This is a genomic window from Actinocorallia longicatena, assembly GCF_039534125.1.
Classification (GTDB): domain Bacteria; phylum Actinomycetota; class Actinomycetes; order Streptosporangiales; family Streptosporangiaceae; genus Actinocorallia; species Actinocorallia longicatena.
Genome location: NZ_BAAAUV010000027.1, coordinates 13,344 through 34,071 on the forward strand (window position 1 = coordinate 13,344; position 20,728 = coordinate 34,071).

The window sequence follows — 20,728 nt, forward strand, 5'->3', positions numbered from 1 at the left end:
GCGATGAGCCAGTACCTGATCCTCATCTACGACGACGAGGCCGCCTGGGACTCCGCGGACGAACGGTCGTCGGCGGACATGCTGGAGGGGCACTACGCCTTCGGCGCGCGGCACGAGAAGGACGTCGTGGGCGCCAACGCCCTGCAGCCCACCGCGACGGCCACCTCGGTCCGTCCCGACGGGTCCGGCGGTTTCACCATCACCGACGGCCCGTTCGTCGAGACCAAGGAGGCCCTGGGCGGCTACTACCTCGTCGAGGCGCCCGACCTCGACGCCGCGATCGCCATGGCCCGGCAGATCCCCGTCTTCAGCGGGGGCCTGGAGATCAGGCCCATCCTGGTCCACACGACCACGGCGGGAACCGGCGGTGGAAACCGGCCGTGACCGCCGAGACCGTGACCGCCGAAGCCGCGGTCGCGGACGCGCACCGTCGCGAGTGGGCCTTCGTGCTCGCCGCGACGGTGCGCGTCACCCGCGATCTGGACCTGGCCGAGGAGTGCGTGCAGGACGCCTACGCGAAGGCGCTGGAGAAATGGCCCGCCGACGGCGTTCCGGCCGCCCCGGGGGCGTGGCTGACGACCGTCGCCCGCAACCGCGCCCTCGACCTGGTCCGCAGGGACGCCACCCTGCGGCGGCGCCTTCCGCTGCTCGTCGTGGACGCCCTGGGCGGGGAGGACCCCTTCACGGACGGGCCGGAGGACCCGTTCTGGGCGGGAGCCCCCGACGACAGGCTCCGGCTGATCTTCACCTGCTGCCACCCGGCCCTGGCCATCGAGGCGCAGGTGGCCCTGACGCTCCGCCTGATCTGCGGCCTGACCACGGCCGAGGTCGCCCGCGCCTTCCTGGTGGGGGAGGCCACGATGGCCGCCCGCATCACCCGGGCCAAGAAGAAGATCTCCACTGCCGGCATCCCCTACCGGGTGCCCTCGGCCGGGGAGCTCCCGGCCCGCACGCGGGCGGTCCTCGAGGTCGTCCACCTCATGTTCACCACCGGCCACACGGCTCCCGCCGGTGAACGGCTGCTGCGCGGCGACCTGATCGACCGCGCCCTCGACCTGACGCGCATGCTGAACTGCCTGCTCGGCACCGATCCCGAGGTGACGGGCCTGCTGGCGCTGATCCTGCTGACCGACGCCCGCCGCGGCTCCCGGCTGGACGCCGAGGGCCGTCTCGTCCTGCTGGCCGACCAGGACCGCACCCGCTGGGACCACGACGCCATCGCCGAGGGCAGGGCCCTGGTCGAGGACGCCCTCCGCCGCTCCAGCCACCGCCTGCGCCGCAGGCCGGGCCGGTTCTCGCTGATGGCAGCGATCGCCGCCGTCCACACCGGGGAGACCACCGACTGGCACGAGCTCCTGGGCCTGTACGACCTCCTGCTCGAGACGTGGCCGTCCCCGGTGGTGGCCCTCAACCGGGCCGTCGCCCTCAGCTTCACCGACGGCCCGGGACCCGCCCTGGACGCCCTGACCCCGCTGCTGTCCGACCCGCGCCTGGCCTCCTACGGCTATCTCTCCGCCACCAGGGCCGATCTCCTCCGCCGCCTCGGCCGCCTCCCCGAGGCCCGGGACGCCTACGAGGAGGCCCTGCTCCTGACCGAGAACCAGCCGGAACGGGCCTTCCTCGCCGAACGCCTCGAAGCCCTGTGAACGCGTCCCTTCGCCGGGCGGTCCGGTCAGGCCGCCAGGTGCTGACGCTCGGCCGGGCCGCCGAGCGACTCGCCCTCGATGTCGAGGTCGGGCAGGGCCCGGTCGAGACGGCGCGGCAGCCACCAGGCGGCCTTGCCGAGCAGCGACATGAGGGCGGGCACGAGGGTCATGCGGACGACGAAGGCGTCGATGAACACCCCGACGGCCAGCGCGAACCCGATGGACTTGACGACCGGATCGGGGGCGAGCATGAACCCGGCGAACACCGAGATCATGATGAGGGCCGCCGCGGTGACGACACGGGCGTTGTGGCCGAGCCCGCCGACCACGGCCCGCTCGGGCGAGGCGCCGTGGACGAAGTCCTCGCGCATGCGGGAGACGAGGAAGACCTCGTAGTCCATGGCGAGGCCGAACAGGATGCCGATGAGCAGGACGGGCAGGAAGCTGACCAGCGGCCCGGTCGTGTCGAGCCCGACGAGCCCGGCGAGGTGGCCCTCCTGGAAGACCGCGACGGTGACGCCGAAGGTCGCCCCGACCGTCAGCAGGAACCCCGCCGCCGCCTTGAGCGGTACGAGGATCGAGCGGAACACGAGCATGAGCAGCAGGACCGACAGGCCGACGACGAGCAGCAGGTAGACCGGGAGGGCGTCGGCGAGCTTCTCGGAGACGTCGATCCCGACGGCGGTGGCACCGGTGAGGGCGACGTCGGCGCCGTCGATGCCGGAGACCGCGCCGCGGATGGCGTGGACGGTCCGTTCCGTGGCCGCGGAGTCGGGGCCGTCCTGCGGGATGATCGGCACGAGGGCGGTGGTCCCGGCGCCGTTGAGCTGCGGCGGGGCCACCGCGAGCACGCCGTCGACGGACTTGATCACGTCGCCCGCCTCGGTCGCGGCGGCCGTGGTCGCGGCGCGGTCGTCGCCGGTCACGACGGCGATGAGCCTGCCGTTGAAGCCGGCGCCGAACCCCTCGCTGATCAGGTCGTAGGCCTGGCGCTGGGGCGAGTCCTGGGACTGGCTGCCGGCGTCGGGGAGGGCCAGGCGCATGTCGGTGACGGGCAGCGCGAGCGCTCCCAGGCCGACCAGCCCGGCGATCAGGACGGGGATCCGGTGGCGCAGGACCAGGCGGCCCCACCGGAACCCGAACGCCTCCCGGCCCGCGGCGCTCTTCTCCTTGCGGTCCCTGCGGTGCAGGACCCGGTCGCCCGCGAAGCCGAGGACTGCGGGCAGCAGGGTGAGGGCGACCAGGACGGCGATGGCGATGGTGGCCGCGGCGGCCAGGCCCATGGCGGTCAGGAACGGGATGCCGACGACCGACAGGCCGGCCAGCGCGATGACGACGGTGATGCCGGCGAAGACCACGGCGGAGCCCGCGGTGCCGACGGCGCGCCCGGCGGCCTCCCGTGCCTCGAGACCGTCGGCGAGGTATTGCCGGTAGCGGGAGGTGATGAACAGCGAGTAGTCGATGCCGACGGCCAGGCCGAGCATCAGCGCGACGGTCGGGGCGGCCGAGTTCAGCTCGACCACGGAGCTGAGCGAGTACAGCCCCGCCATGCCCGCGGCGACCCCGATCAGCGCGTTGACCAGGGTCATCCCGGCCGCGGCGAGGGAACCGAAGGTGATGACCAGGACGACCGCGGCGACCAGCACGCCCAGGGCCTCGGTGGCACCGCCCTCGGCCTTCCCGTCGGCGGCGTCCCCGCCGTGCTCGACGCGCAGCCCGTCGGCGCTCTCGCCGACCTTCAGGTACGCCTCGTGCTGGGCGGCGGTGAGATCGGCCTTCGCCGCCTCGAACTGCACCTGGACCAGGGCGTAGCGGCCGTCCGCCGACACCGCCTTCGAGGTGAACGGATCGGTCGCGGCCAGCACGCCGGGAACGGCCTTGGCCTCGGCGACGATCGGAGCCACCCGCTCCGCGGTCAGTGTGGAGCCGTCCGGCGCGGCGACGACGATCGTCCCGGTGGCTCCGCCGGCCTGCGGAAAGTCACGTTCCACTGTGGTCATGGCCCGGTAGGACTCCGTGCCCGGCATGGAGAACTCACTGCTGGAGGGCCCCTTGAAGGCCAGCGCGGCCCCGCCGAGCACCGCCAGCAGCAGCATCCAGGCGGCCAGCACCCGCCCCCGGCGATGGAAGGAGAACCGGCCCAATCGGTACAGCAACGCGGCCATCTGTGCGAACGCCCTTCATAGTGGATCGAAAATCGAGGGCACGGCGAAACAGGCCCCACGGCGCGCGCGGGCCTCCTCGTTCGTGCGGATTACTCGTTCGTGCGGATTACGGGACGGTCCTATGCGCCGCCGGTGTCGAGCAGCCGCAGGGCCGCGGTGATCAGCGGTTCCCGCATCTCCTCGGCGGACATGCCGGTGGCGCTGGCGCAGCCGATCACGATCGCCCCCATGGCCATCCAGGCCCGCAGCCCGTCCTCCGGAGAGCCGGACCATCCGGACATCGCCGCTCTCAGGCGCTCACCCGGCTCGCCGGACTTCTCGAAGGCGGGTGTGCTGGTGGCCTCGGACGCCTCCGAGAGCATCAGCGAGACCTCCTGCCGGTAGCGCAATGTCACATCGACGAAGCCCTCGACGGCCGCGCGCCGCACCCGGTCGGCGGGGATCGCCGCCAGCCGCTCGTCCAGCTCGGCCGAGGCCTCGACGGCCGGAGCGAGCAGCTCGGAGAGGATCGCCTCCTTGCTGCTGAAGTGGTACACCAGCGAGGCCTTGGAGCATCCGACCTCCGAGGCGATGTCCTGAAGCGAAGTCCCCCGGTAGCCGTGCGCGGCGAACAGCCGCAACGACGCCTCCAGAAGCTGCCCGCGCAGCGCGGTCCCCGAACGGCTCATGGCACCACTCTAACTGTCCGATCGGACAGAACTATCCGATCGTGCAGGATTCCGCCGTGGCCTCCGCCACATCACCGCGGTTCCGGAGAACGGGACTCAGGCGCCGGCGGGGGTCTCCGGGGTCAGGGTGGCGTGGAGGGCGTCGCGGGGCGGGTCGCCGGCCGGGGGTAGGGCGGCGGGGAGCTCGGGGGAGCCCGCCGGGAGGACGCGGGGGGAGGTGAGGCGGTAGCGCCTGCCGCGGTGGACGACGGAGGCGGAGCCGGCGGCGCGGACGTTGCGGACCCAGTCGGACTCCGCGCCGTAGTTCAGGACCACCGACAGGGTGCCGTTCTCGACGAAGGCCATGACCGGGGTGCGGTAGCGCCTGCCGGAGGTGCGGCCGGTGTGCTCGATCACCGCGAGATAGGGCAGGCGGGAGGCCCACAGCCGCTGGATCGGATTGGTCACGCGCCGGTTGAACCGCGCGATGAGACGCATCGTGCGCGGGCCCAGCAGCGACGCCGTCCGCGCGGCGCCCGCTGCCAGTGCGGTGCTGAACCTGTTCGCCATCTGTACGGCCCCCGTCGGCGGATGCGCGTGCTTCCCGCCGATGGTCGCCGAGGCCGCGCCCTCACGTCCCGGGGTCGCTCCCCGGGCGACGCGGCTGGCAGTCCTCAGGCGGGGAGGGGGGTGAGGGGGAGGGTGGGGACGCCGGGGGCGGTGAAGGTGAGGGTCTGGGCGTAGAAGGAGAGCTCGGACTCCAGGCAGCGGATGAGGGTCTCGGCGCGGCGGAAGCCGTGGGACTCGCCCTCGAACGTCAGGTGGGCGTGCGGGGTGCCGTTGTCGGTCAGCGCCTGGGCGAAGCGGCCGGACTGCGCGGGCGGGACGACCGGGTCCTCCAGGCCCTGGAGCAGCAGCACCGGGCACGAGGCCTGGTCGGCGCGGTTGAGCGGGGAGCGCTCCTCGTAGGTGCGCTCGTAGCCGGGGATCGGGCCGATGAGGCCGAAGGGGTACTTCGACTCGAAGTCGTGGGTCTCGGCCAGCAGCTGGGTCAGGTCGCTGACGCCGTAGTAGGACGTCGCGGCGCGGAAGGTCGTCCCCGGGGTGACGGCCGCCAGGGCCGTGAAGCCGCCGGAGCTGCCGCCGCGGATCGCCAGCCGGTCGGGATGGGCGCGGCCGGCCCTGACCATCGCCTCGGCCACGGCGGTCGCGTCCTCCACGTCCACGACGCCCCACTGGCGGCGCAGACGCTCGCGGTAGGCGCGGCCGTAGCCGGAGGAGCCGCCGAAGTCGACGTCGATGACGCCGATGCCGCGGCTGGTGAAGAAGGCGCGCTCCAGGCTGAGCCCGCCGTTGGCGCGCGCGGTCGGGCCGCCGTGCACGAAGACGACGTACGGGGGGAGCTCGCCCTCGGGGGCGACGCACTCGGGGTTGCGCGGCTCGTACACGTAGGCGTGCACGGGACGGCCGAAGTGGCCCTCGAACGTCTCCGAGCTCGGCCGCGGCAGGTAGGCCTCGTCGGGCAGCTTCTCCATCTCGCGGCGCAGCACCTCGACGCCCGACGGCGTGACCTTGACGACCGAGGCGGCCGAGGTCGGCGACGTCGCGATGCCGACGACCGTGCTGCCGTCCGCCGACAGGCTCATCTGCCAGTCGGTGAAGGGAAGGTCGATCTCCTCGAGCTCGAGGGTCTCCGGGTCGTAGTAGCTGAGCCGCTGCCCGCCCTGGCCGTGCAGGACCGCCAGACGGCCGTCGCCGAGCAGCGCGTAGGGGCGCCCGCCGAGCTGCCACAGCGGCGCGGCGTACTCCTCCTCGGCCGGGTAGAGCGCCTGCGGCGACTCGCCGTACAGCCCCACCTGGTAGAGGTTCCAGAAGCCGGGCCAGTCGGACACGACGTACAGGCTCTTGTCGTCGCGCCACACCGGTGCCAGCACCGACTCCGACATCCCGCCCTTGACGGTCCGCGGCGACACGACCTTGTCGTCCTCGACGACGCCGACGCGCAGCTCGGTCCCGTCCCACGGCATCCGCGGGTGGTTCCACTGCACCCACGCCAGGTACCCGCCGCCCGGCGAGGGGGTGGGGGAGGCGTAGAAGTCCGATCCGGTCACCATCTCGGTGATGGCGCCGGGGTCGTTGGCCGCGCGGCCGTCCAGCGGGATCGACACGATCGCGCGGCGCACCCCGGTGGGTCCGGCCGGGCCGCCGTCCTCGGCGGGCGCCGCCGCCACGTGGCCCTCGCAGACGCACCAGATCTCGGTCTCGTCGGGGGACAGCACGAAGTCGGCGTAACGCAGGCCGGTCGCCATCGCGGGCTCGGGGGTCAGCGGGCGCGGCTTGGCGTCGCCCGGCGACAGCAGGTGCAGCCGCTGGTCCTCGTAGTTGGCGAAGACGAGGCCGCGGGCGGTCGCCAGGTAGGACTTGCCGCCGTACTCGTGGACCCGGGTGCGCGCGTTCCACGGCGCGGGCAGGAGCTCATGACCGTTGAACATGACCGTCGTCCGCCCGCCCTCCTCGGGCCGGGTCTCCTGCCACCACACGTCCTCCCCCTTGACGGTCGGAAAACTCAGGTGGACGCGCGTCCGCGCCACATCGGAGGCCGAGATCGGGGAGGGCCAGGAACCGTAGGGGGTCACGCGTGCGGTCATAGCCAAATCGTCCCGCACCTCGAGGGTGATTGGAGTCAAGTCTGCGCAGTTGAGCCCGGAAAGATACGAGAGTTGCCGATGGTCCGCCACGGGCGTGCTGACCGAGACGTCGAGGATGTGGCGGACCGTGATCAAGCCGACCTGAACCGTCGCCGGTGCCCGCTATGAGGCGGACATTCCCGGCGCGGCGGGGGCCGAGGTCACCGGCGCCGCGGCGGACTTGCGGGAGCGCCGGCTGCGGGCCTCGAGCCGGTTGGCCAGGAAGCCGATCGCCATGTTGATGGTGATGTAGATGATCGCGATGACGATCATCGCCTGGATGTACTTGACCGGCGGGTTCACGGCGAACACGTTGACGCCGCGGTAGAGCAGGTCCTCGTAGGCGACGATGAAGCCGAGCGCGGTGTCCTTCAGGAGCACCACGAGCTGTGCGACGATCGCGGGCATCATCGCGGTGACGGCCTGCGGCAGCATGACGTGGACCATCACGCCGGTCTTGCGCAGCCCGATCCCGTAAGCGGCCTCGCTCTGCCCCCGGGGAACGGCCGAGACGCCCGCCCGGAAGATCTCGGCGAGCACCGAGCCGTTGTAGAGCATCAGCCCGACGACGACCGCGGTGAACGACTCCACGCGCAGCCCGATGTTCAGCCCGTTGACGCCGAACTTCAGGAACACGATGAGGATGAGCAGCGGGACCGCGCGGAACAGTTCGACGACCACCGCGGCCGGGATGCGGATCCACCGGTGCTCCGAGAGCCGCGCGACGCCGAAGACCGCGCCGAACACCAGCGCGAGCACCGAGGCGACGGCCGCGGCCTTCAGCGTGTTGACCAGGCCGGGCAGGATCAGGTTGGTCCAGACGTCGGCGTGGGTGAACGGCTCCCACAGCTCGCCCGCCCACTGGCCGCGGTCGCTGAGCCGCTTCCACACCAGGTAGCCGGCGCCGGCCAGGGCCAGGGTCAGGACCGCGGTGAGGATCCGGTTGCGCAGGACGGCCTTCGGCCCCGGAACGTCGTAGAGGACATCGCTCATCGCAGCACCTGCACCCGTTTGGCCAGCCAGCCGAAGAAGATCCCGGTCGGCAGGGTCACCAGCACGAACATCAGCGCGAACCCGGCGAAGATCGGAAGTGAGGCGTCACCGTGCGCGTTGATCAGGTCCTTCATCACGTTCGCCGACTCCAGGCCGCCGATCACCGCGGCGACCGTGGTGTTCTTGGTGAGCGCGATCAGAACGCTGCCGAGCGGCCCGACGACCGACCGGAACGCCTGCGGCAGCACCACCAGGGTGAGGTTCTGCCGGAAGGTGAAGCCGAGTGAGCGGGCCGCCTCGGACTGCCCGACCGGGACGGTGTTGATGCCCGCCCGCAGCACCTCGCAGACGAACGTCGCGGTGTAGGCGGTCAGGCCGATGATCGCCAGCCAGTAGGTCGTCACCGACACGTCGTCGCCGAACTGGAGCTCGAAGACCGTGCCGAGGCCGAGACCGCAGAACAGCAGGACGAGCGTCAGCGGGGTGTTGCGGACCAGGTTCACGTACGCGGCGCCGGACCAGCGCAGCACCGGGATCGGGCTGACCCGCATCGACACCAGCACGGTGCCGAGGAGCAGTGATCCGATCGCGCTGACCCCGGCCAGCTTCAGGGTGAGGAGGAACGCGGCCAGCATGCGGCCGCGTTCGTCCCAGACGGCACTCACAGACGGTCCTAGTAGCGCTCGACCGGCGGCGGGGTGGTGAACAGCTTGCCGAACTCGCCGAAGTTCTTGTCGATGGCGGCCTTCCAGGCGCCGTCCTTGTACATGGCCTCGATCGCGTCGTTGATGGCGTCGCGGCTCTTCTTGTCGTCCTTCTTCAGGCCGACGCCGTACTTCTCGGTCGAGAACGGCTGGCCGACGATCTTGAACTTGCCGGGCTCCTGCGCGGCGAACCCGGCGAGGATCGTCGCGTCGGTGGAGACCGCGTCGACCTTGCCCGCGGCCAGGTCCGGCAGGCACAGGCCGTAACCGTTGAGGATCTTCAGATGGGCCTTGCCCCAGTCGTTGGCGATGTCCTCGCTGCCGCCGAACTTCGCCGCGATGCGCTTGGGCGAGTTCGACCCGGCCGCGCCGCAGACCGTCTTGTCCTTCAGTGACTCCAGGCCGGTGATCGAGGTGTTGTCGGCCTTCACCAGGATGTCCTGGCCGGTGATCAGATACGGGCCCGCGAAGGAGACCCGCTTCTTGCGCTCGTCGTTGATCGAGTAAGTGGCGAGGACGAGGTCGACGTCGCCCTGCTCGATGAACTGCTCCCGGACGTCCGAGGTGGTCTTCTTGAACTCGACCTTGTCGGCGCCGAGCTTCTTGGCGATGTAGTTGGCGACGTCGACGTCGAAACCGGTGTAGCCGGAGGCGGTCTGCAGACCCAGGCCCGGCTGGTCGGTCTTGATGCCGATGACGAGTTTCTTGTCGTTCTTGGCCTTGTCGACGACCGTGTCGCTGCTGCTTCCGCAGGCCGAGAGCGTCGTCGCCAGGAGGGCGGTGAGGGCGACGAACGTGAACCGTGCTCGCATGATCTCTTCCTTAGTGGGTCAGGATCTTGGAGAGGAAGTCACGGGCCCGCTCGGTGCGGGCTCCGGTGAAGAACTCGGTGGGGGTGTTCTCCTCGACGATCTGGCCGTCCGCCATGAACACCACGCGCTGCGCGGCGCTCCGGGCGAAGCCCATCTCGTGAGTGACGACGATCATCGTCATGCCGTCCCGGGCAAGGGACGTCATGACCTCCAGGACCTCGGAGACCATCTCCGGGTCGAGAGCCGAGGTCGGCTCGTCGAAGAGCATGAGCTTGGGTTTCATCGCCAGCGCGCGGGCGATCGCCGCGCGCTGCTGCTGGCCGCCCGACAGCTGGGCCGGGTACTTCTGGGCCTGTGCGGCGATGCCGACCCGCTCGAGCAGCTCCAGGGCCTCGCGCTCGGCGTCGGCCTTGGCGATCTTGCGCACCTTGACCGGGCCGAGCGTGACGTTCTGCAGGATCGTCTTGTGGGCGAAGAGGTTGAACGACTGGAAGACCATCCCCACGTCCGCGCGGAGCCCCGCCAGGGCCTTGCCCTCGGCGGGGAGCGGCCGGCCGTCGAGGGAGATCGTTCCCCCGTCGATGGTCTCGAGCCTGTTGATGGTCCGGCAGAGGGTGGACTTGCCACCGCCCGACGGGCCGATCACCACCACGACCTCGCCGCGGGCGACGGCGAGATTGATGTCCTTGAGCACGTGCAGGTCGCCGAAGTGCTTGTTGACGTTCTCCAGCACCACCAGCAGATCGCCGCTGTCCGTCATGCACAAAGACGCTACGTGAACGGTTCCGGTCAGGGGAGGCCCCGGTGATTCCGATCTAGTTACGGAACGGTGAGTAGCGGCCCGCGGGTAACCTGGACGGGCCATGACTACTGCCTCTCCGCGCACGTACGAGATCCGCACGTACGGCTGCCAGATGAACGTCCACGACTCCGAGCGCCTCGCGGGCCTGCTGGAGAACGCCGGCTACGAGAAGGCGTCCGGCGCACCCGACGTGATCGTCTTCAACACGTGCGCGGTGCGCGAGAACGCCGACAACCGGCTCTACGGCAACCTCGGCCACCTGCGCAAGCAGGCGGAGGAGGGCCTCCAGATCGCCGTCGGCGGCTGCCTGGCCCAGAAGGACCGCGACACGATCGTGAAGCGGGCGCCCTGGGTCGACGTCGTGTTCGGCACGCACAACATCGGCGCGCTGCCGGTCCTGCTGGAGCGGGCGCGCGTGCTGGAGGAGGCGCAGGTCGAGATCGAGGAATCCCTCTCGGTCTTCCCCTCGACGCTGCCGACCAAGCGGGAGTCCGCCTACGCCGCGTGGGTGTCGATCTCCGTCGGGTGCAACAACACCTGCACCTTCTGCATCGTGCCCGCGCTGCGCGGCAAGGAGAAGGACCGGCGGCCCGGCGAGATCCTCGCCGAGGTGGGGGCGCTCGTCGACGAGGGCGTGGTCGAGATCACCCTGCTGGGGCAGAACGTCAACGCCTACGGGTCGGGGTTCGGCGACCTCGAGGCCTCGGAGGACCTCTCGGGGGCCGACCGGGCGGCGTTCGCCGAGCTGCTGCGCTCCTGCGGTGCCGTCGAGGGCCTCGAGCGGGTCCGGTTCACCTCGCCCCACCCCAAGGACTTCACCGACGACGTGATCACGGCGATGGCCGAGACCCCGAACGTCATGCCGTCGCTGCACATGCCGCTGCAGTCCGGGTCCGACCGGGTGCTGAAGGCGATGCGCCGCTCCTACCGGCAGGAGCGCTACCTGGGGATCATCCAGCGGGTCAGGGCCGCGATGCCCGACGCGGCGATCACCACCGACATCATCGTGGGCTTCCCCGGCGAGACCGAGGAGGACTTCCAGCAGACCCTGCACGTGGTGCGGGAGGCGCGGTTCTCCTCCGCCTTCACCTTCCAGTACTCCAAGCGTCCCGGGACACCCGCCGCGACCATGGAGGACCAGGTGCCCAAGGAGGTCGTCCAGGAGCGGTACGAGCGCCTGGTCGCCCTCCAGGAGGAGATCTCCTGGGACGAGAACAAGAAGCAGGTCGGCCGCACCCTGGAACTGCTGGTCGCCGAGGGCGAGGGCGCCAAGGACGCCGCCACCCGGCGGATGTCGGGCCGGGCCCCCGACAACCGGCTGGTGCACTTCACCCCCGAGATCGTCGGGGACTCCGGCGAGACCCGGCCGCTGACCGGGGACGAGCGCCCCCGGCCCGGCGACATGGTGACCGTCGACGTCACCTACGCCGCTCCGCACCACCTGCTCGCCGACGGCCCGGTCCGCTCGGTCCGGCGGACCCGGGCGGGCGACGCCTGGGAGCGGGCGCAGGCGAGGCCGGAGCCGGTCTCCCAGGGCGTCTCGCTGGGCATGCCGGGCATCGGCGTCCCGGCCGCCAAGCCCGCCGCGACGGGCTGCTCCACTTGCTGATCGCCGCGGCGGTCTGCCCGCATCCGCCGCTGCTCGTCCCGGAGATCGCAGGGGAGGCGGCGTCCGAGCTGGACGCCCTGCGCGCTGCGGCCGACCGGGCGGTCCTGCGGGTCTGCGCCCGGAGGGCCGGCGGGAGCGTCGAGGATCCGCCCCGGCGCATCGTGGTCGTCGGCGGCGGAGCCGAGACCCGGAGTTTCGGCGCCTCGGCGAGCGGCAGCCTGCGCCCCTACGGCCTGGACCTCGCGATCGGTTCCGGCGCGCCGGAACTGCCGCTGTCGCTGACCCTGGGCCGCTGGCTGCTGGAACGGGCGTCGGGGGCGTGCGTGATCCTCGGCGACGGGCGGCTCGTCATGCCGTCGCTGAGCGAGGTCTCCTACCAGAGCGTGGCCCTGGACGCCTCCGCGCAGGAGTGCCTGGAGCTGGGCCGGGCGCTCGCGGCCGACGACGTGGCCCTGCTGGTGATGGGCGACGGGTCGGCGTGCAGGGACGAGAAGGCCCCCGGCTACCTGGACGAACGGGCCGTCGGCTACGACGCACGGGTGGCGGCAGCGCTGAAGAGCGCCGACGCCTCCGCGCTGGCCGCACTCGACCCCGTGGAGTCACGGGAGCTGATGGCGGCCGGGCGGGCGGCGTGGCAGGTCCTCGCGGGAGCCGCGGCCGGCCGCCCCCTGACCGGGGAACTCCTGGCCGACGAGGCGCCCTACGGAGTGGGCTACTTCGTGGCTAGCTGGACGTAGGCGGCTTCGGCCGCTCGGTACCGGTCTGCTCGGTCCCGGTCTGCGCGTTTCCGGCCTGTGCGGCCTTGTCGGCCTGCTGCTTGGCCAGGCCGTCGACGGCCTCCTTGGTCTTCTGCTGGACCGTGTCGACATGGTCCTTGTACTTGCCCTTGGTCTTGCCGTCGACCATGTCGCCGATCTTGTCGACGGCGGGGCCGACCTTGTCGGCGTTCTTGCCGACCAGGTCCATGAACTTCTGAACGAACGACATTGCTTCCCCCCGATACTGGTACGGGCGCCTGAAGGAACACCGTCCCAGCGCCCGTTAATTCCGTTCGTACCCAGCCGAAAACAGTTGATTCCGTGAATGTGATCTCCGTGGTGGGCCCGACGGCGGCCGGAAAGTCCGACCTGGCCGTCGACATCGCCCTGCGCCTGGGCGGCGAGGCCGTCAACACCGACTCCATGCAGCTTTACCGCGGCATGGACATCGGCACGGCCAAGATGACCCCGGCCGAGCGGCGGGGGGTGCCGCACCACCTGCTCGACGTCTGGGACGTCACGGAGGCGGCGAGCGTCGCGGAGTACCAGGGCCTGGCGCGCACGGCCATCGGCGGCATCCGGGACAGGGGCCGGATCCCGGTGCTGGTCGGCGGCTCGGGCCTGTACGTGCGGGCCGCCCTCGACCATCTGGAGTTCCCCGGGACGGATCCCGCGGTCAGGGCGCGGCTGGAGGCCGAGCTCGACGATCTGGGCCCGGCGGCGCTCCACACGCGGCTGAGCGGGCTCGATCCGGCCGCCGGGCTGGCCATCCTGGCGAGCAACGGGCGGCGGATCGTCCGGGCGCTGGAGGTCATCGAGATCACCGGGCGGCCGTTCACGGCGAACCTTCCCCAGCACTCCTACCTGGATCCGGAGACCGTCCAGGTGGGCCTGCTGGTGCCCAGGCCCGAGCTGGACGAGCGGATCGCGCTGCGCGTGGACCGGATGTGGGAGGCCGGTCTCGTCGCGGAGGTCAGGGCCCTGGAGCCGCTCGGCGTCCGGGAGGGCAGGACGGCCGCCGCGGCCCTCGGCTACGCCCAGGTGCTGAGGTTCCTCGCGGGGGAGTGCTCGGAGGACGAGGCGCGCGAGGAGACCGTCCGGGCGACCCGGCGGTTCGCCCGGCGCCAGGAGTCGTGGTTCCGGCGCGACCCCCGCATCACCTGGCTGCCCTACGACGCCCCGGACCTGCTCGACCAGGCCCTTAAGATCTGTTCATGAGATTCACCAAGGGCCACGGGACAGAGAACGACTTCGTGATCATCGCGGACCCGGACGGCGAACTGGATCTCAGCGCGTCCCGGGTGGCCTTCCTGTGCGACCGGCGGGGCGGGATCGGCGCCGACGGGGTCCTGCGCGTCGTGCGGACCAAGGCCGCGGAACCGGGATCGGTCCCGGGGGGCGGCTCGGACGCCGAGTGGTTCATGGACTACCGCAACGCCGACGGCAGCGTCGCCGAGATGTGCGGCAACGGGGTCCGGGTCTTCGCCCGCTACCTCGTGGACTCCGGGCTCGCCGGGCCGGGCACGTTCCCGGTGGCCACCCGCGGGGGAGACAAGATCGTCACCCTGGGGGCCGAGGGGGACGTCAGCGTCGACATGGGCGCCCCGGTGATCTTCGGCTCGTCGTCGGTGGACGTGGCGGGCGGCACCTACACCGGGCGCAAGGTCTCGATGGGCAACCCGCACCTGGCCTGCCGGATCGGCGACCCGGTGGCCGGGCTCGACCTGAGCGTCCCGCCGGTCTTCTCCGCCGAGGACTTCCCCGAGGGCGTCAACGTCGAGCTGTTCGAGCCGGTCGGCGACCGTCACGTGACCATGCGGGTCTACGAGCGCGGATCGGGGGAGACCCGCTCGTGCGGGACCGGCGCGGTGGCCACGGCCGTCGCGGCGGCGCTCCTGGCGGGCTCCGACCCGCTCACCGAGGACTCGGAGTGGACCGTGGACGTGCTCGGCGGCACGGTCGTGGTGGTCTTCGCCGGCGGAACGAGCCACCTGCGCGGGCCCGCGACGCTCGTCGCCGACGGGGTCCTGCGCTGAGTTTTGTCACTGAACCGGACCTTTCGCCGCGCGAGTGCGTCGGCCCCGGCGATACGGGCGGTCCCGGCGGCTTCTACCATCACTAGAACGTCATTCGGTGAGGAGTCGTCATGTCGGTCAAGGACCACGTTCAGCAGCTCGGCGGCGCGTTCATGTTCTCGCGCGAGGCCAAGGAGTTCGGGAAGACGACCGGGGTGGACGGCTTCATCGGGCCGTACATGCGCGGCAGGGCCGGGGTGCTCGGGGACGTCGACGCGGACGTCGTCACGGCGGCGGTCGGGTTCTTCCCCGCCGACGCGGTCCGGGCGGCCTGGGAGTCGGTGGCGATGCCCGCCGCCGAGGCGACGGCCGGATACGCCCGCGCCGCCCAGGGCTTCGGGCGCCGCAAGCTGGCCGCCTTCGGCGACGCCGACCGGCTCGCCGAGCTGCTCAAGGCGGTCGCGGACGCGGCCGAGGTCGGCGGGGTGCCGCTGTTCGCCGGCTGGCGGGCCGTGGAGCTGCCCGCCGACGGGTCCGCACGGGTGCTCCAGCTGACCCACGTCCTGCGCGAGCTGCGCGGAGGGCTGCACTTCCTGGCGGTGAAGGCGCAGGGGCTCGGACCGCGCGACGCCGTCGTGATCGGCGGCTCGCCGATGGCCAGCGGCCCCGACCAGGCCCGGCTGTACGGCTGGCGGGAGCCGTTCGACGAGATCACGCCGGACATGCGGGAGCGCTGGACGGCCGCGGAGGCGCTCACGGACGTCCTGATCGCCCCGGCGTTCGCGGTCCTGTCCGCCGCCGAGCTGACCGAGCTCGAGGACCTTCTCGCCAAGGCGCACACCGCGGCCTTCGCCCGGTAGAAACCTCCCGGAACGGCCGGGACCGCTGTCCCTTAGGGGCGGGATGGCGGGGACCGTACCTTCGTTCACGTAAGGGGGTACGCGCAGCACCGGGTCGGGAGCCCCGGACAGGGCGCGCACCGAAGGGCCGATGATCATACTCTTGGCGGGGGACGATCATCGGCCCTTCCTTCGTCCGCCTCATGCTCATTACCGCCGACGGACGGCGCGAACATAGCCGAACGTGATACTTCACTTGCTCTCTGTCCTCGGAGAGGGAGCGGTGATGGCGTTGGTCCGGCGGTGCGTCGGGGCGGTACTGCTGGCCGTCGCGACCGCGAGCTTCGGTTACCTGCTCGCGGCCGCCGGACTGGACGCCAGATCCCACTTCGAGGGGCGTTCCCCCGCACCCGCCCCCGCGGTGGTCGAGGCCCAGCTCGACGCCGTGAACCTGAACGACAGGACGCCGCTGGCGGTGCGATACCGGCGCTGGGCGTCGGGGATCGTGCGCGGAGACCTCGGCAGGACCTGGGACGGGGCGCCGGTGGCGGCCGAGCTGTGGCCGCGCCTGCTGGTCAGCCTTCGGCTGCTGCTGGCGGGGACCGTCCTGGGCGCGGTCGCCGGGGTCGTCCTCGCGGTGCTCGCCGTGCTGCGTCCCTGGGCCGGCAGGCTGCTGACGGGGTGCTCGCTGCCGCTGCTGGCCGTCCCGGTGTTCGTGCTGGCCGTGCTGCTCCAGCTCGCCGCCCGCTCCAGCGGGCTCGGGATCGAGTGGGTCGGGGAGGGCGAGGGGGCCGCCGGGCGGCTGGAGCATCTCGTGCTGCCCACGCTGACCGTGGCGCTCGGCCAGATCGCCCTGTACGGCCGCTACCAGCGCACCCTCCTGCGCGACGTGCTGGAGTCCGAGCACGTCAGGGCGGCCAGGGCCAGGGGGCTGACCCGGCGGCGCGCGCTGCTGCGCCACGGCCTCCCCCTGACGCTCGTGCCGACCTCGGCCGCCTTCGCCTACAACCTCGGGCTTCTGCTGCTGGGGGCCGTCTTCCTGGAGAAGATCTACGGCTGGCACGGGATGGGCGAGCTGCTGACCGACGCGCTGCGCACCTCCGACGTCAACACCGTGGCCGCCTGCCTGGCGGTCGCCGCCCTGCTGGTGCCGGTCGCGTCCGTCCTGGCCTCGCTGTTCGCCGCGGTCCTGGATCCCCGGACCCGTGAGGGCGCCCGGTGAGGTCACGGGGGCCGGCGGGCGGGGTGCTGCTCGCGGCGCTGGTGCTGCTCGCGGCAGCCGGACCGGCGGCAGGAGGGCGGGACCTGGACCTGGGTGCGTTCCGGTCGGCGCCGTCCTGGGCGCACTGGTTCGGGACCGACGGCGCGGGCCGGGACGTCTTCGCCCTGACGGCGGAGGGGCTGCGGCGGTCGCTGGTGATCGGGCTGGGCGCGGCCCTCCTGGCGACGGGGCTCGCGGCCGGTGCCGGAGCCTTCGCCGGATATCTGGGCGGCCGCTGCGACCGGCTGCTGATGGCCGTCGCCGACGTGCTGGTGGTGATCCCCGCGGTGCTGCTCGCCGCGGTGCTCGCGGCCTCGGTGGGAGGCCGGACCCCGCTGCTCGTCGTGGTGCTCGCCCTGTTCCTGTGGCCGGTGACGGCGCGGGCCGTGCGGGCGCGGTGCCGGTCGCTGCGGGCGGCGGAGTTCGTGCGGGCCGCCGAGTGCGCGGGAGCCTCGCCGGTACGGGTCGTGGCGCGGCATCTGCTGCCGAACCTGGTGCCGCTGCTGGTGGCGGACGCGACCCTGAACGTCGGTTTCGCGGTGCTGGCCGAGTCGGGCCTGTCCTACCTCGGGTTCGGGGTGCGGGAGCCCGGGACGTCCCTCGGCACCCTGATCGCGGGCGGGACGGCCTCGGCGACCGTCTACCCGTGGCTGTTCCTTCCCGCCGCGCTGCTGCTCAGCGCGCTGATCCTGGCCTGCACGCTGCTCGGCGACGCCCTCCAGGAGGCGGTGTGATCCTCACCGTCAGGGGGCTGTGCGTGGACCATCCGGGCGGGCGGCCGCTGCGCGGGGCGGACCTCGAGCTGGCGGAGGGGGAGTCCGTCGCGGTGCTGGGGGCGTCGGGGTCGGGGAAGTCGACGCTCGCCCTGGCCGTCATGGGGCTCCTGCCCGCGGCGGCGGACGTCACCGGGGAGATCCGGTTCAGGGGCCGGGACCTGACCCGGATGAGCGACGCGGAGTTCTCCCGGCTGCGGGGGCGCGGCCTCGGGATGGTCTTCCAGGATCCCGCGGCGGCGCTGACCCCGGGCCGCACGGTCGGGGCGCTGCTGGCCGAGGCGGTCAGGGTGCACGCCCCCTCGTCGCGGCGGGAGGCGAAGGAGCGGGCGGGGGAGCTGCTGCGCTCGGTGGGACTGGCGGAGCCGCTGGCCGGACGGCGTCCGCACGAGCTGTCCGGCGGGGAGCGTCAGCGGGTGCTGGTGGCGCTGGCCGTGGCGCACGCGCCGCCGCTCCTCATCGCCGACGAGCCGACCGCCTCGCTCGATCCCGCCCAGCGGGACCGGGTCCTCGCCCTGCTGCGCCGACCCGGGACGGCCCTGCTGCTGATCACGCACGACCCGGTGGCGGCGGGCGCCGCCGACCGGGTGCTCCACCTGCGCGACGGCCTCCTGCGCGAGAGCCCGCCGACGGCCCCGCGGGTGCCGCCTCCCCGCCGGGACGCCCCGGTCGTCTCGGGACGGGAACCGCTGCTGAGGGTGACGGCCCTGCGGACGCCGCTGCTGCACGGGATCGATCTCGAAGTCGGCGCGGGGGAGATCGTCGGGCTGGCCGGAGCCTCGGGTGCGGGCAAGAGCGGCCTGGTCGGGGAGATCCTGCGGCTCGGCCCCGTCGACGGCCGGATCGAGGTCTGCGGCCGGGACACCGCCGACCTGAGCCGCGGGGAGCGCCGGGCGCTGCGGGCGCGGATGCAGGCGGTCTTCCAGGACGCCGCGGGCTCGCTCGATCCCCGGATGAGGATCGGCCGGAGCATCGCCGAGCCGCTGCGGATCCACGGCCGTCCCGTCAGGGACAGGGTCGCCGAGGTCCTCGGGCTCGTCGGGCTCGACCCCGGGATCGCCGGACGGCGCCCGGCCGCCCTGTCCGGCGGCCAGCGGCAGCGGGCCGCCCTGGCCAGGGCCATCGTCCTCGGCCCCGAGCTCCTCCTGCTCGACGAGCCGACCTCCGCGCTCGACGAGCGCACCGCCTGCGAGATCGCCGGCCTGCTGGCGATCCTGCGCACCCGGCTCGGGCTCGGCTGCCTCCTGGTCACCCACGACCGGCGGCTGCTCGACGCCCTCGCCGACCGCGTCCTCGGCCTGTCCGACGGCCGGATCACCGCCCTCCGGCCCGACCCGAACGGAATCCATGCGCACTGATCATCGCGGTGTCGTCCTCCCGGCCCTCTGCGCCGCCCTCCTCACCGCCTGTACGGCCGGAGGCGGGCCGGTGAGACCGCAGGAGGCGGGCATCACCGACCTCGGCGTGGTGGCCCGCGACCGGATCGGCGACGGCGGGACGCTGCGGTGGCCGGTGCCCGAACTGCCGCGCCAGTGGAACTTCAACCAGGTCAACGGCATGAGCGGGGTCGCCGACACCGTCCTCAGGGCGGTCCTTCCCTACCCGATGCGCACCGCGGCCGACGGGACGGCCGCCCCCGACCCCGATTACCTCCTCTCGGCACGGATCATCGCGAAGCGGCCCCGGCAGGTGGTCCGCTACCGGCTCAACCCGAAGGCCCGCTGGTCGGACGGCACGAGCCTCGGCTTCCGGGACTTCGCGGCGCAGGCACGGGCGCTGTCGGGCCGCGCCGGAGGCTTCCGGATCGCCTCCGACAGCGGCTACCGGCAGATCACGAAGGTCGCCCGCGGCCGGTCGGACGACGAGGTCGTGGTGACGTTCCGGCAGCCCTTCGCCGACTGGCGGGCACTGTTCACCCCCCTGTACCCGGCGTCGGCCAACACGACGTCCAGGGCGTTCAACGGCGGCTGGACCGGGCGGATCCCGGTGACGGCGGGGCCGTTCCGGGTGGCGCGGTTCGACGCGGCGGCCCAGACGGTGCGCCTGACCCGCGACCCGTCCTGGTGGGGGCGGCCCGCGAAGCTGGACGCCATCGAGTTCCGGGCGCTTGATCCGGCCGCCACGGCGGGGGCCTTCGCCAACGGGGAGGTCGACCTGCTCGACATCGGGACCGACGCCGCGGCGCTGCGGCGGGCGAGGTCGGTGCCGGGCGCCGTGATCAGGCGCGCCGCGGGGCCCGACTGGCGGCAGATCACCCTCAACGCCGGCGGCACGGCCCTCGCGGACGTGCGGGTGCGGCGGGCGGTGTTCCTGTCCATCGACCGCGCCCTGCTCGCCGAGTCCGCGCTGAAGGATCTCGGCTGGCCCGCGCGGACCCTCGACAACCACTTCTACATGAACGGCCAGCTCGGCTACCGCGACACCAGCGGCGGTCTCGGCCTCCCCGATCCCGGCCGGGCGGCCCGGCTGCTGGAGGAGGCTGGATGGCGCCTGTCGGACGGCCGCAGGGTCCGTAAGGGCGCGGAACTGCGGCTGCGCTACCTGGTCCCGGCCGGGGTGACGGCCTCCGCCGACGAGGCGCGGCTCGTCGCGGAGATGCTGCGAAGGGCCGGGATCGGGACGGAGCTCGTGACCGTCCCGCAGGACCAGCTGATCGACCGGTACGTCGTCCCCGGCGCCTTCGACCTGGCGGCGTTCGCCTGGCTCGGCACGCCCCATCCGGCCTCGTCGATGCGCTCGGTGTTCGCCCGGCCGAGCGGCTCGGACCTGCGGCAGAACTTCGCCAGGGCCGGTTCGGCGCGGATCGACCGGCTGCTCGACGCCGCGGGCCGCGAGCTCGATCCGGAGCGGGCGGCGCGGCTCGTCGGCGAGGCCGACGCCCTGGTCTGGCGGGAGGCGGGGGTCCTGCCGCTCTACCAGCGGCCGCAGCTCGTGGCCGTCCGGAAGGGGCTGGCCGGGGTGGGCGCCGCGGGCCTGCTGGACCTCGCCTACCCCGACCTGGGATTCACCCGCTGACG

The 20,728-nt window shown here is 72.6% G+C and carries 20 protein-coding genes; 11 read left to right on the forward strand and 9 right to left on the reverse strand.

Features of this window, described 5'->3' with window-relative positions; genetic code table 11:
• Positions 1 to 3: 3 nt before the first annotated feature.
• Both ABD785_RS33920 and ABD785_RS33925 read left to right on the forward strand, forming a co-directional pair.
• On the forward strand, positions 4 to 384 hold the full coding sequence (locus ABD785_RS33920) for a YciI family protein (protein WP_344836667.1): 381 nt from the start codon (positions 4 to 6) through the stop codon (positions 382 to 384).
• Positions 381 to 1,646 (forward strand): RNA polymerase sigma factor, encoded by a 1,266-nt coding sequence (locus tag ABD785_RS33925; RefSeq protein WP_344836670.1) that lies wholly within the window; start codon positions 381 to 383, stop codon positions 1,644 to 1,646. Before ABD785_RS33920 ends, ABD785_RS33925 begins: the two co-directional genes overlap by 4 nt.
• 26 nt (positions 1,647 to 1,672) lie before the next feature.
• Here the strand turns inward: ABD785_RS33925 and ABD785_RS33930 are convergent, their stop codons facing one another.
• The 8 genes from ABD785_RS33930 to ABD785_RS33965 all read right to left on the reverse strand — a co-directional run bounded on the left by ABD785_RS33930 (position 1,673) and on the right by ABD785_RS33965 (position 10,414).
• The gene (locus ABD785_RS33930; protein ID WP_344836673.1) at positions 1,673 to 3,811 is read right to left on the reverse strand and encodes an MMPL family transporter; all 2,139 of its coding nucleotides are present in this window, start codon (positions 3,809 to 3,811) and stop codon (positions 1,673 to 1,675) included.
• A gap of 119 nt (positions 3,812 to 3,930) precedes the next feature.
• The gene (locus tag ABD785_RS33935) at positions 3,931 to 4,479 is read right to left on the reverse strand and encodes a TetR/AcrR family transcriptional regulator (protein ID WP_344836676.1); all 549 of its coding nucleotides are present in this window, start codon (positions 4,477 to 4,479) and stop codon (positions 3,931 to 3,933) included.
• Positions 4,480 to 4,575: 96 nt separating this feature from the next.
• Positions 4,576 to 5,028, reverse strand: a complete 453-nt coding sequence (locus ABD785_RS33940) for a nitroreductase family deazaflavin-dependent oxidoreductase (RefSeq protein WP_344836679.1) — start codon at positions 5,026 to 5,028, stop codon at positions 4,576 to 4,578.
• A 104-nt stretch (positions 5,029 to 5,132) separates the two neighbouring features.
• Positions 5,133 to 7,106: a S9 family peptidase gene (locus tag ABD785_RS33945; protein ID WP_344836682.1), complete on the reverse strand. Its 1,974-nt coding sequence runs from the start codon at positions 7,104 to 7,106 to the stop codon at positions 5,133 to 5,135.
• Positions 7,107 to 7,268: 162 nt separating this feature from the next.
• On the reverse strand, positions 7,269 to 8,138 hold the full coding sequence (locus tag ABD785_RS33950) for an amino acid ABC transporter permease (protein ID WP_344836685.1): 870 nt from the start codon (positions 8,136 to 8,138) through the stop codon (positions 7,269 to 7,271).
• Positions 8,135 to 8,803 (reverse strand): amino acid ABC transporter permease, encoded by a 669-nt coding sequence (locus ABD785_RS33955; protein WP_425547856.1) that lies wholly within the window; start codon positions 8,801 to 8,803, stop codon positions 8,135 to 8,137. Before ABD785_RS33955 ends, ABD785_RS33950 begins: the two co-directional genes overlap by 4 nt.
• Positions 8,804 to 8,811: 8 nt before the next feature.
• On the reverse strand, positions 8,812 to 9,654 hold the full coding sequence (locus tag ABD785_RS33960; protein WP_344836687.1) for a glutamate ABC transporter substrate-binding protein: 843 nt from the start codon (positions 9,652 to 9,654) through the stop codon (positions 8,812 to 8,814).
• A 10-nt stretch (positions 9,655 to 9,664) separates the two neighbouring features.
• Positions 9,665 to 10,414, reverse strand: coding sequence for an amino acid ABC transporter ATP-binding protein (locus ABD785_RS33965; RefSeq protein ID WP_344836689.1), 750 nt, complete (start codon positions 10,412 to 10,414; stop codon positions 9,665 to 9,667).
• 103 nt (positions 10,415 to 10,517) lie between these two features.
• On the opposite strand from ABD785_RS33965, the gene miaB reads away from it, so the two are divergent.
• Both miaB and ABD785_RS33975 read left to right on the forward strand, forming a co-directional pair.
• Positions 10,518 to 12,065 (forward strand): tRNA (N6-isopentenyl adenosine(37)-C2)-methylthiotransferase MiaB, encoded by a 1,548-nt coding sequence (miaB, locus tag ABD785_RS33970; RefSeq protein ID WP_344836692.1) that lies wholly within the window; start codon positions 10,518 to 10,520, stop codon positions 12,063 to 12,065.
• Positions 12,059 to 12,802 carry a class III extradiol ring-cleavage dioxygenase family protein gene (locus ABD785_RS33975; RefSeq protein ID WP_344836695.1) on the forward strand — a complete coding sequence of 248 codons (744 nt, stop codon included), beginning with the start codon at positions 12,059 to 12,061 and terminating at the stop codon, positions 12,800 to 12,802. The genes miaB and ABD785_RS33975 overlap by 7 nt, the downstream gene beginning before the upstream one ends.
• On the opposite strand, the gene ABD785_RS33980 is transcribed toward ABD785_RS33975, so the two are convergent.
• Positions 12,789 to 13,052, reverse strand: coding sequence for an antitoxin (locus tag ABD785_RS33980; protein WP_344836698.1), 264 nt, complete (start codon positions 13,050 to 13,052; stop codon positions 12,789 to 12,791). The genes ABD785_RS33975 and ABD785_RS33980 overlap by 14 nt on opposite strands.
• 98 nt (positions 13,053 to 13,150) lie before the next feature.
• Here ABD785_RS33980 and miaA point away from each other — a divergent pair, with 98 nt between their 5' ends.
• The 7 genes from miaA to ABD785_RS34015 all read left to right on the forward strand — a co-directional run bounded on the left by miaA (position 13,151) and on the right by ABD785_RS34015 (position 20,726).
• Positions 13,151 to 14,041 (forward strand): tRNA (adenosine(37)-N6)-dimethylallyltransferase MiaA, encoded by an 891-nt coding sequence (gene miaA, locus ABD785_RS33985; protein ID WP_344836850.1) that lies wholly within the window; start codon positions 13,151 to 13,153, stop codon positions 14,039 to 14,041.
• Positions 14,038 to 14,859 (forward strand): diaminopimelate epimerase, encoded by an 822-nt coding sequence (dapF, locus tag ABD785_RS33990; protein WP_344836700.1) that lies wholly within the window; start codon positions 14,038 to 14,040, stop codon positions 14,857 to 14,859. Before miaA ends, dapF begins: the two co-directional genes overlap by 4 nt.
• A 110-nt stretch (positions 14,860 to 14,969) precedes the next feature.
• Entirely contained in the window at positions 14,970 to 15,698 is a 729-nt protein-coding gene (locus tag ABD785_RS33995) for an SCO6745 family protein (protein WP_344836703.1), read from the forward strand.
• Between the two features lie 265 nt (positions 15,699 to 15,963).
• Positions 15,964 to 16,899, forward strand: coding sequence for an ABC transporter permease (locus tag ABD785_RS34000; protein WP_344836705.1), 936 nt, complete (start codon positions 15,964 to 15,966; stop codon positions 16,897 to 16,899).
• Positions 16,896 to 17,672, forward strand: a complete 777-nt coding sequence (locus ABD785_RS34005) for an ABC transporter permease (RefSeq protein ID WP_344836707.1) — start codon at positions 16,896 to 16,898, stop codon at positions 17,670 to 17,672. The genes ABD785_RS34000 and ABD785_RS34005 overlap by 4 nt, the downstream gene beginning before the upstream one ends.
• Positions 17,669 to 19,069: an ABC transporter ATP-binding protein gene (locus ABD785_RS34010; protein WP_344836709.1), complete on the forward strand. Its 1,401-nt coding sequence runs from the start codon at positions 17,669 to 17,671 to the stop codon at positions 19,067 to 19,069. Before ABD785_RS34005 ends, ABD785_RS34010 begins: the two co-directional genes overlap by 4 nt.
• The gene (locus ABD785_RS34015) at positions 19,059 to 20,726 is read left to right on the forward strand and encodes an ABC transporter family substrate-binding protein (protein WP_344836710.1); all 1,668 of its coding nucleotides are present in this window, start codon (positions 19,059 to 19,061) and stop codon (positions 20,724 to 20,726) included. The genes ABD785_RS34010 and ABD785_RS34015 overlap by 11 nt, the downstream gene beginning before the upstream one ends.
• Positions 20,727 to 20,728 lie beyond the last annotated feature (2 nt).

What these genes read in the sequence shown, in the direction of transcription:
- ABD785_RS33920 (WP_344836667.1), top strand. Translation starts at nt 4, where the DNA reads ATGAGCCAGTACCTGATCCTCATCTACGACGACGAGGCCGCCTGGGAC.
- ABD785_RS33930 (WP_344836673.1), bottom strand. Translation starts at nt 3,811, where the DNA reads ATGGCCGCGTTGCTGTACCGATTGGGCCGGTTCTCCTTCCATCGCCGG.
- ABD785_RS33935 (WP_344836676.1), bottom strand. Translation starts at nt 4,479, where the DNA reads ATGAGCCGTTCGGGGACCGCGCTGCGCGGGCAGCTTCTGGAGGCGTCG.
- ABD785_RS33940 (WP_344836679.1), bottom strand. Translation starts at nt 5,028, where the DNA reads ATGGCGAACAGGTTCAGCACCGCACTGGCAGCGGGCGCCGCGCGGACG.
- ABD785_RS33945 (WP_344836682.1), bottom strand. Translation starts at nt 7,106, where the DNA reads ATGACCGCACGCGTGACCCCCTACGGTTCCTGGCCCTCCCCGATCTCG.
- ABD785_RS33950 (WP_344836685.1), bottom strand. Translation starts at nt 8,138, where the DNA reads ATGAGCGATGTCCTCTACGACGTTCCGGGGCCGAAGGCCGTCCTGCGC.
- ABD785_RS33960 (WP_344836687.1), bottom strand. Translation starts at nt 9,654, where the DNA reads ATGCGAGCACGGTTCACGTTCGTCGCCCTCACCGCCCTCCTGGCGACG.
- ABD785_RS33965 (WP_344836689.1), bottom strand. Translation starts at nt 10,414, where the DNA reads ATGACGGACAGCGGCGATCTGCTGGTGGTGCTGGAGAACGTCAACAAG.
- miaB (WP_344836692.1), top strand. Translation starts at nt 10,518, where the DNA reads ATGACTACTGCCTCTCCGCGCACGTACGAGATCCGCACGTACGGCTGC.
- ABD785_RS33980 (WP_344836698.1), bottom strand. Translation starts at nt 13,052, where the DNA reads ATGTCGTTCGTTCAGAAGTTCATGGACCTGGTCGGCAAGAACGCCGAC.
- dapF (WP_344836700.1), top strand. Translation starts at nt 14,038, where the DNA reads ATGAGATTCACCAAGGGCCACGGGACAGAGAACGACTTCGTGATCATC.
- ABD785_RS33995 (WP_344836703.1), top strand. Translation starts at nt 14,970, where the DNA reads ATGTCGGTCAAGGACCACGTTCAGCAGCTCGGCGGCGCGTTCATGTTC.
- ABD785_RS34000 (WP_344836705.1), top strand. Translation starts at nt 15,964, where the DNA reads ATGGCGTTGGTCCGGCGGTGCGTCGGGGCGGTACTGCTGGCCGTCGCG.
- ABD785_RS34015 (WP_344836710.1), top strand. Translation starts at nt 19,059, where the DNA reads ATGCGCACTGATCATCGCGGTGTCGTCCTCCCGGCCCTCTGCGCCGCC.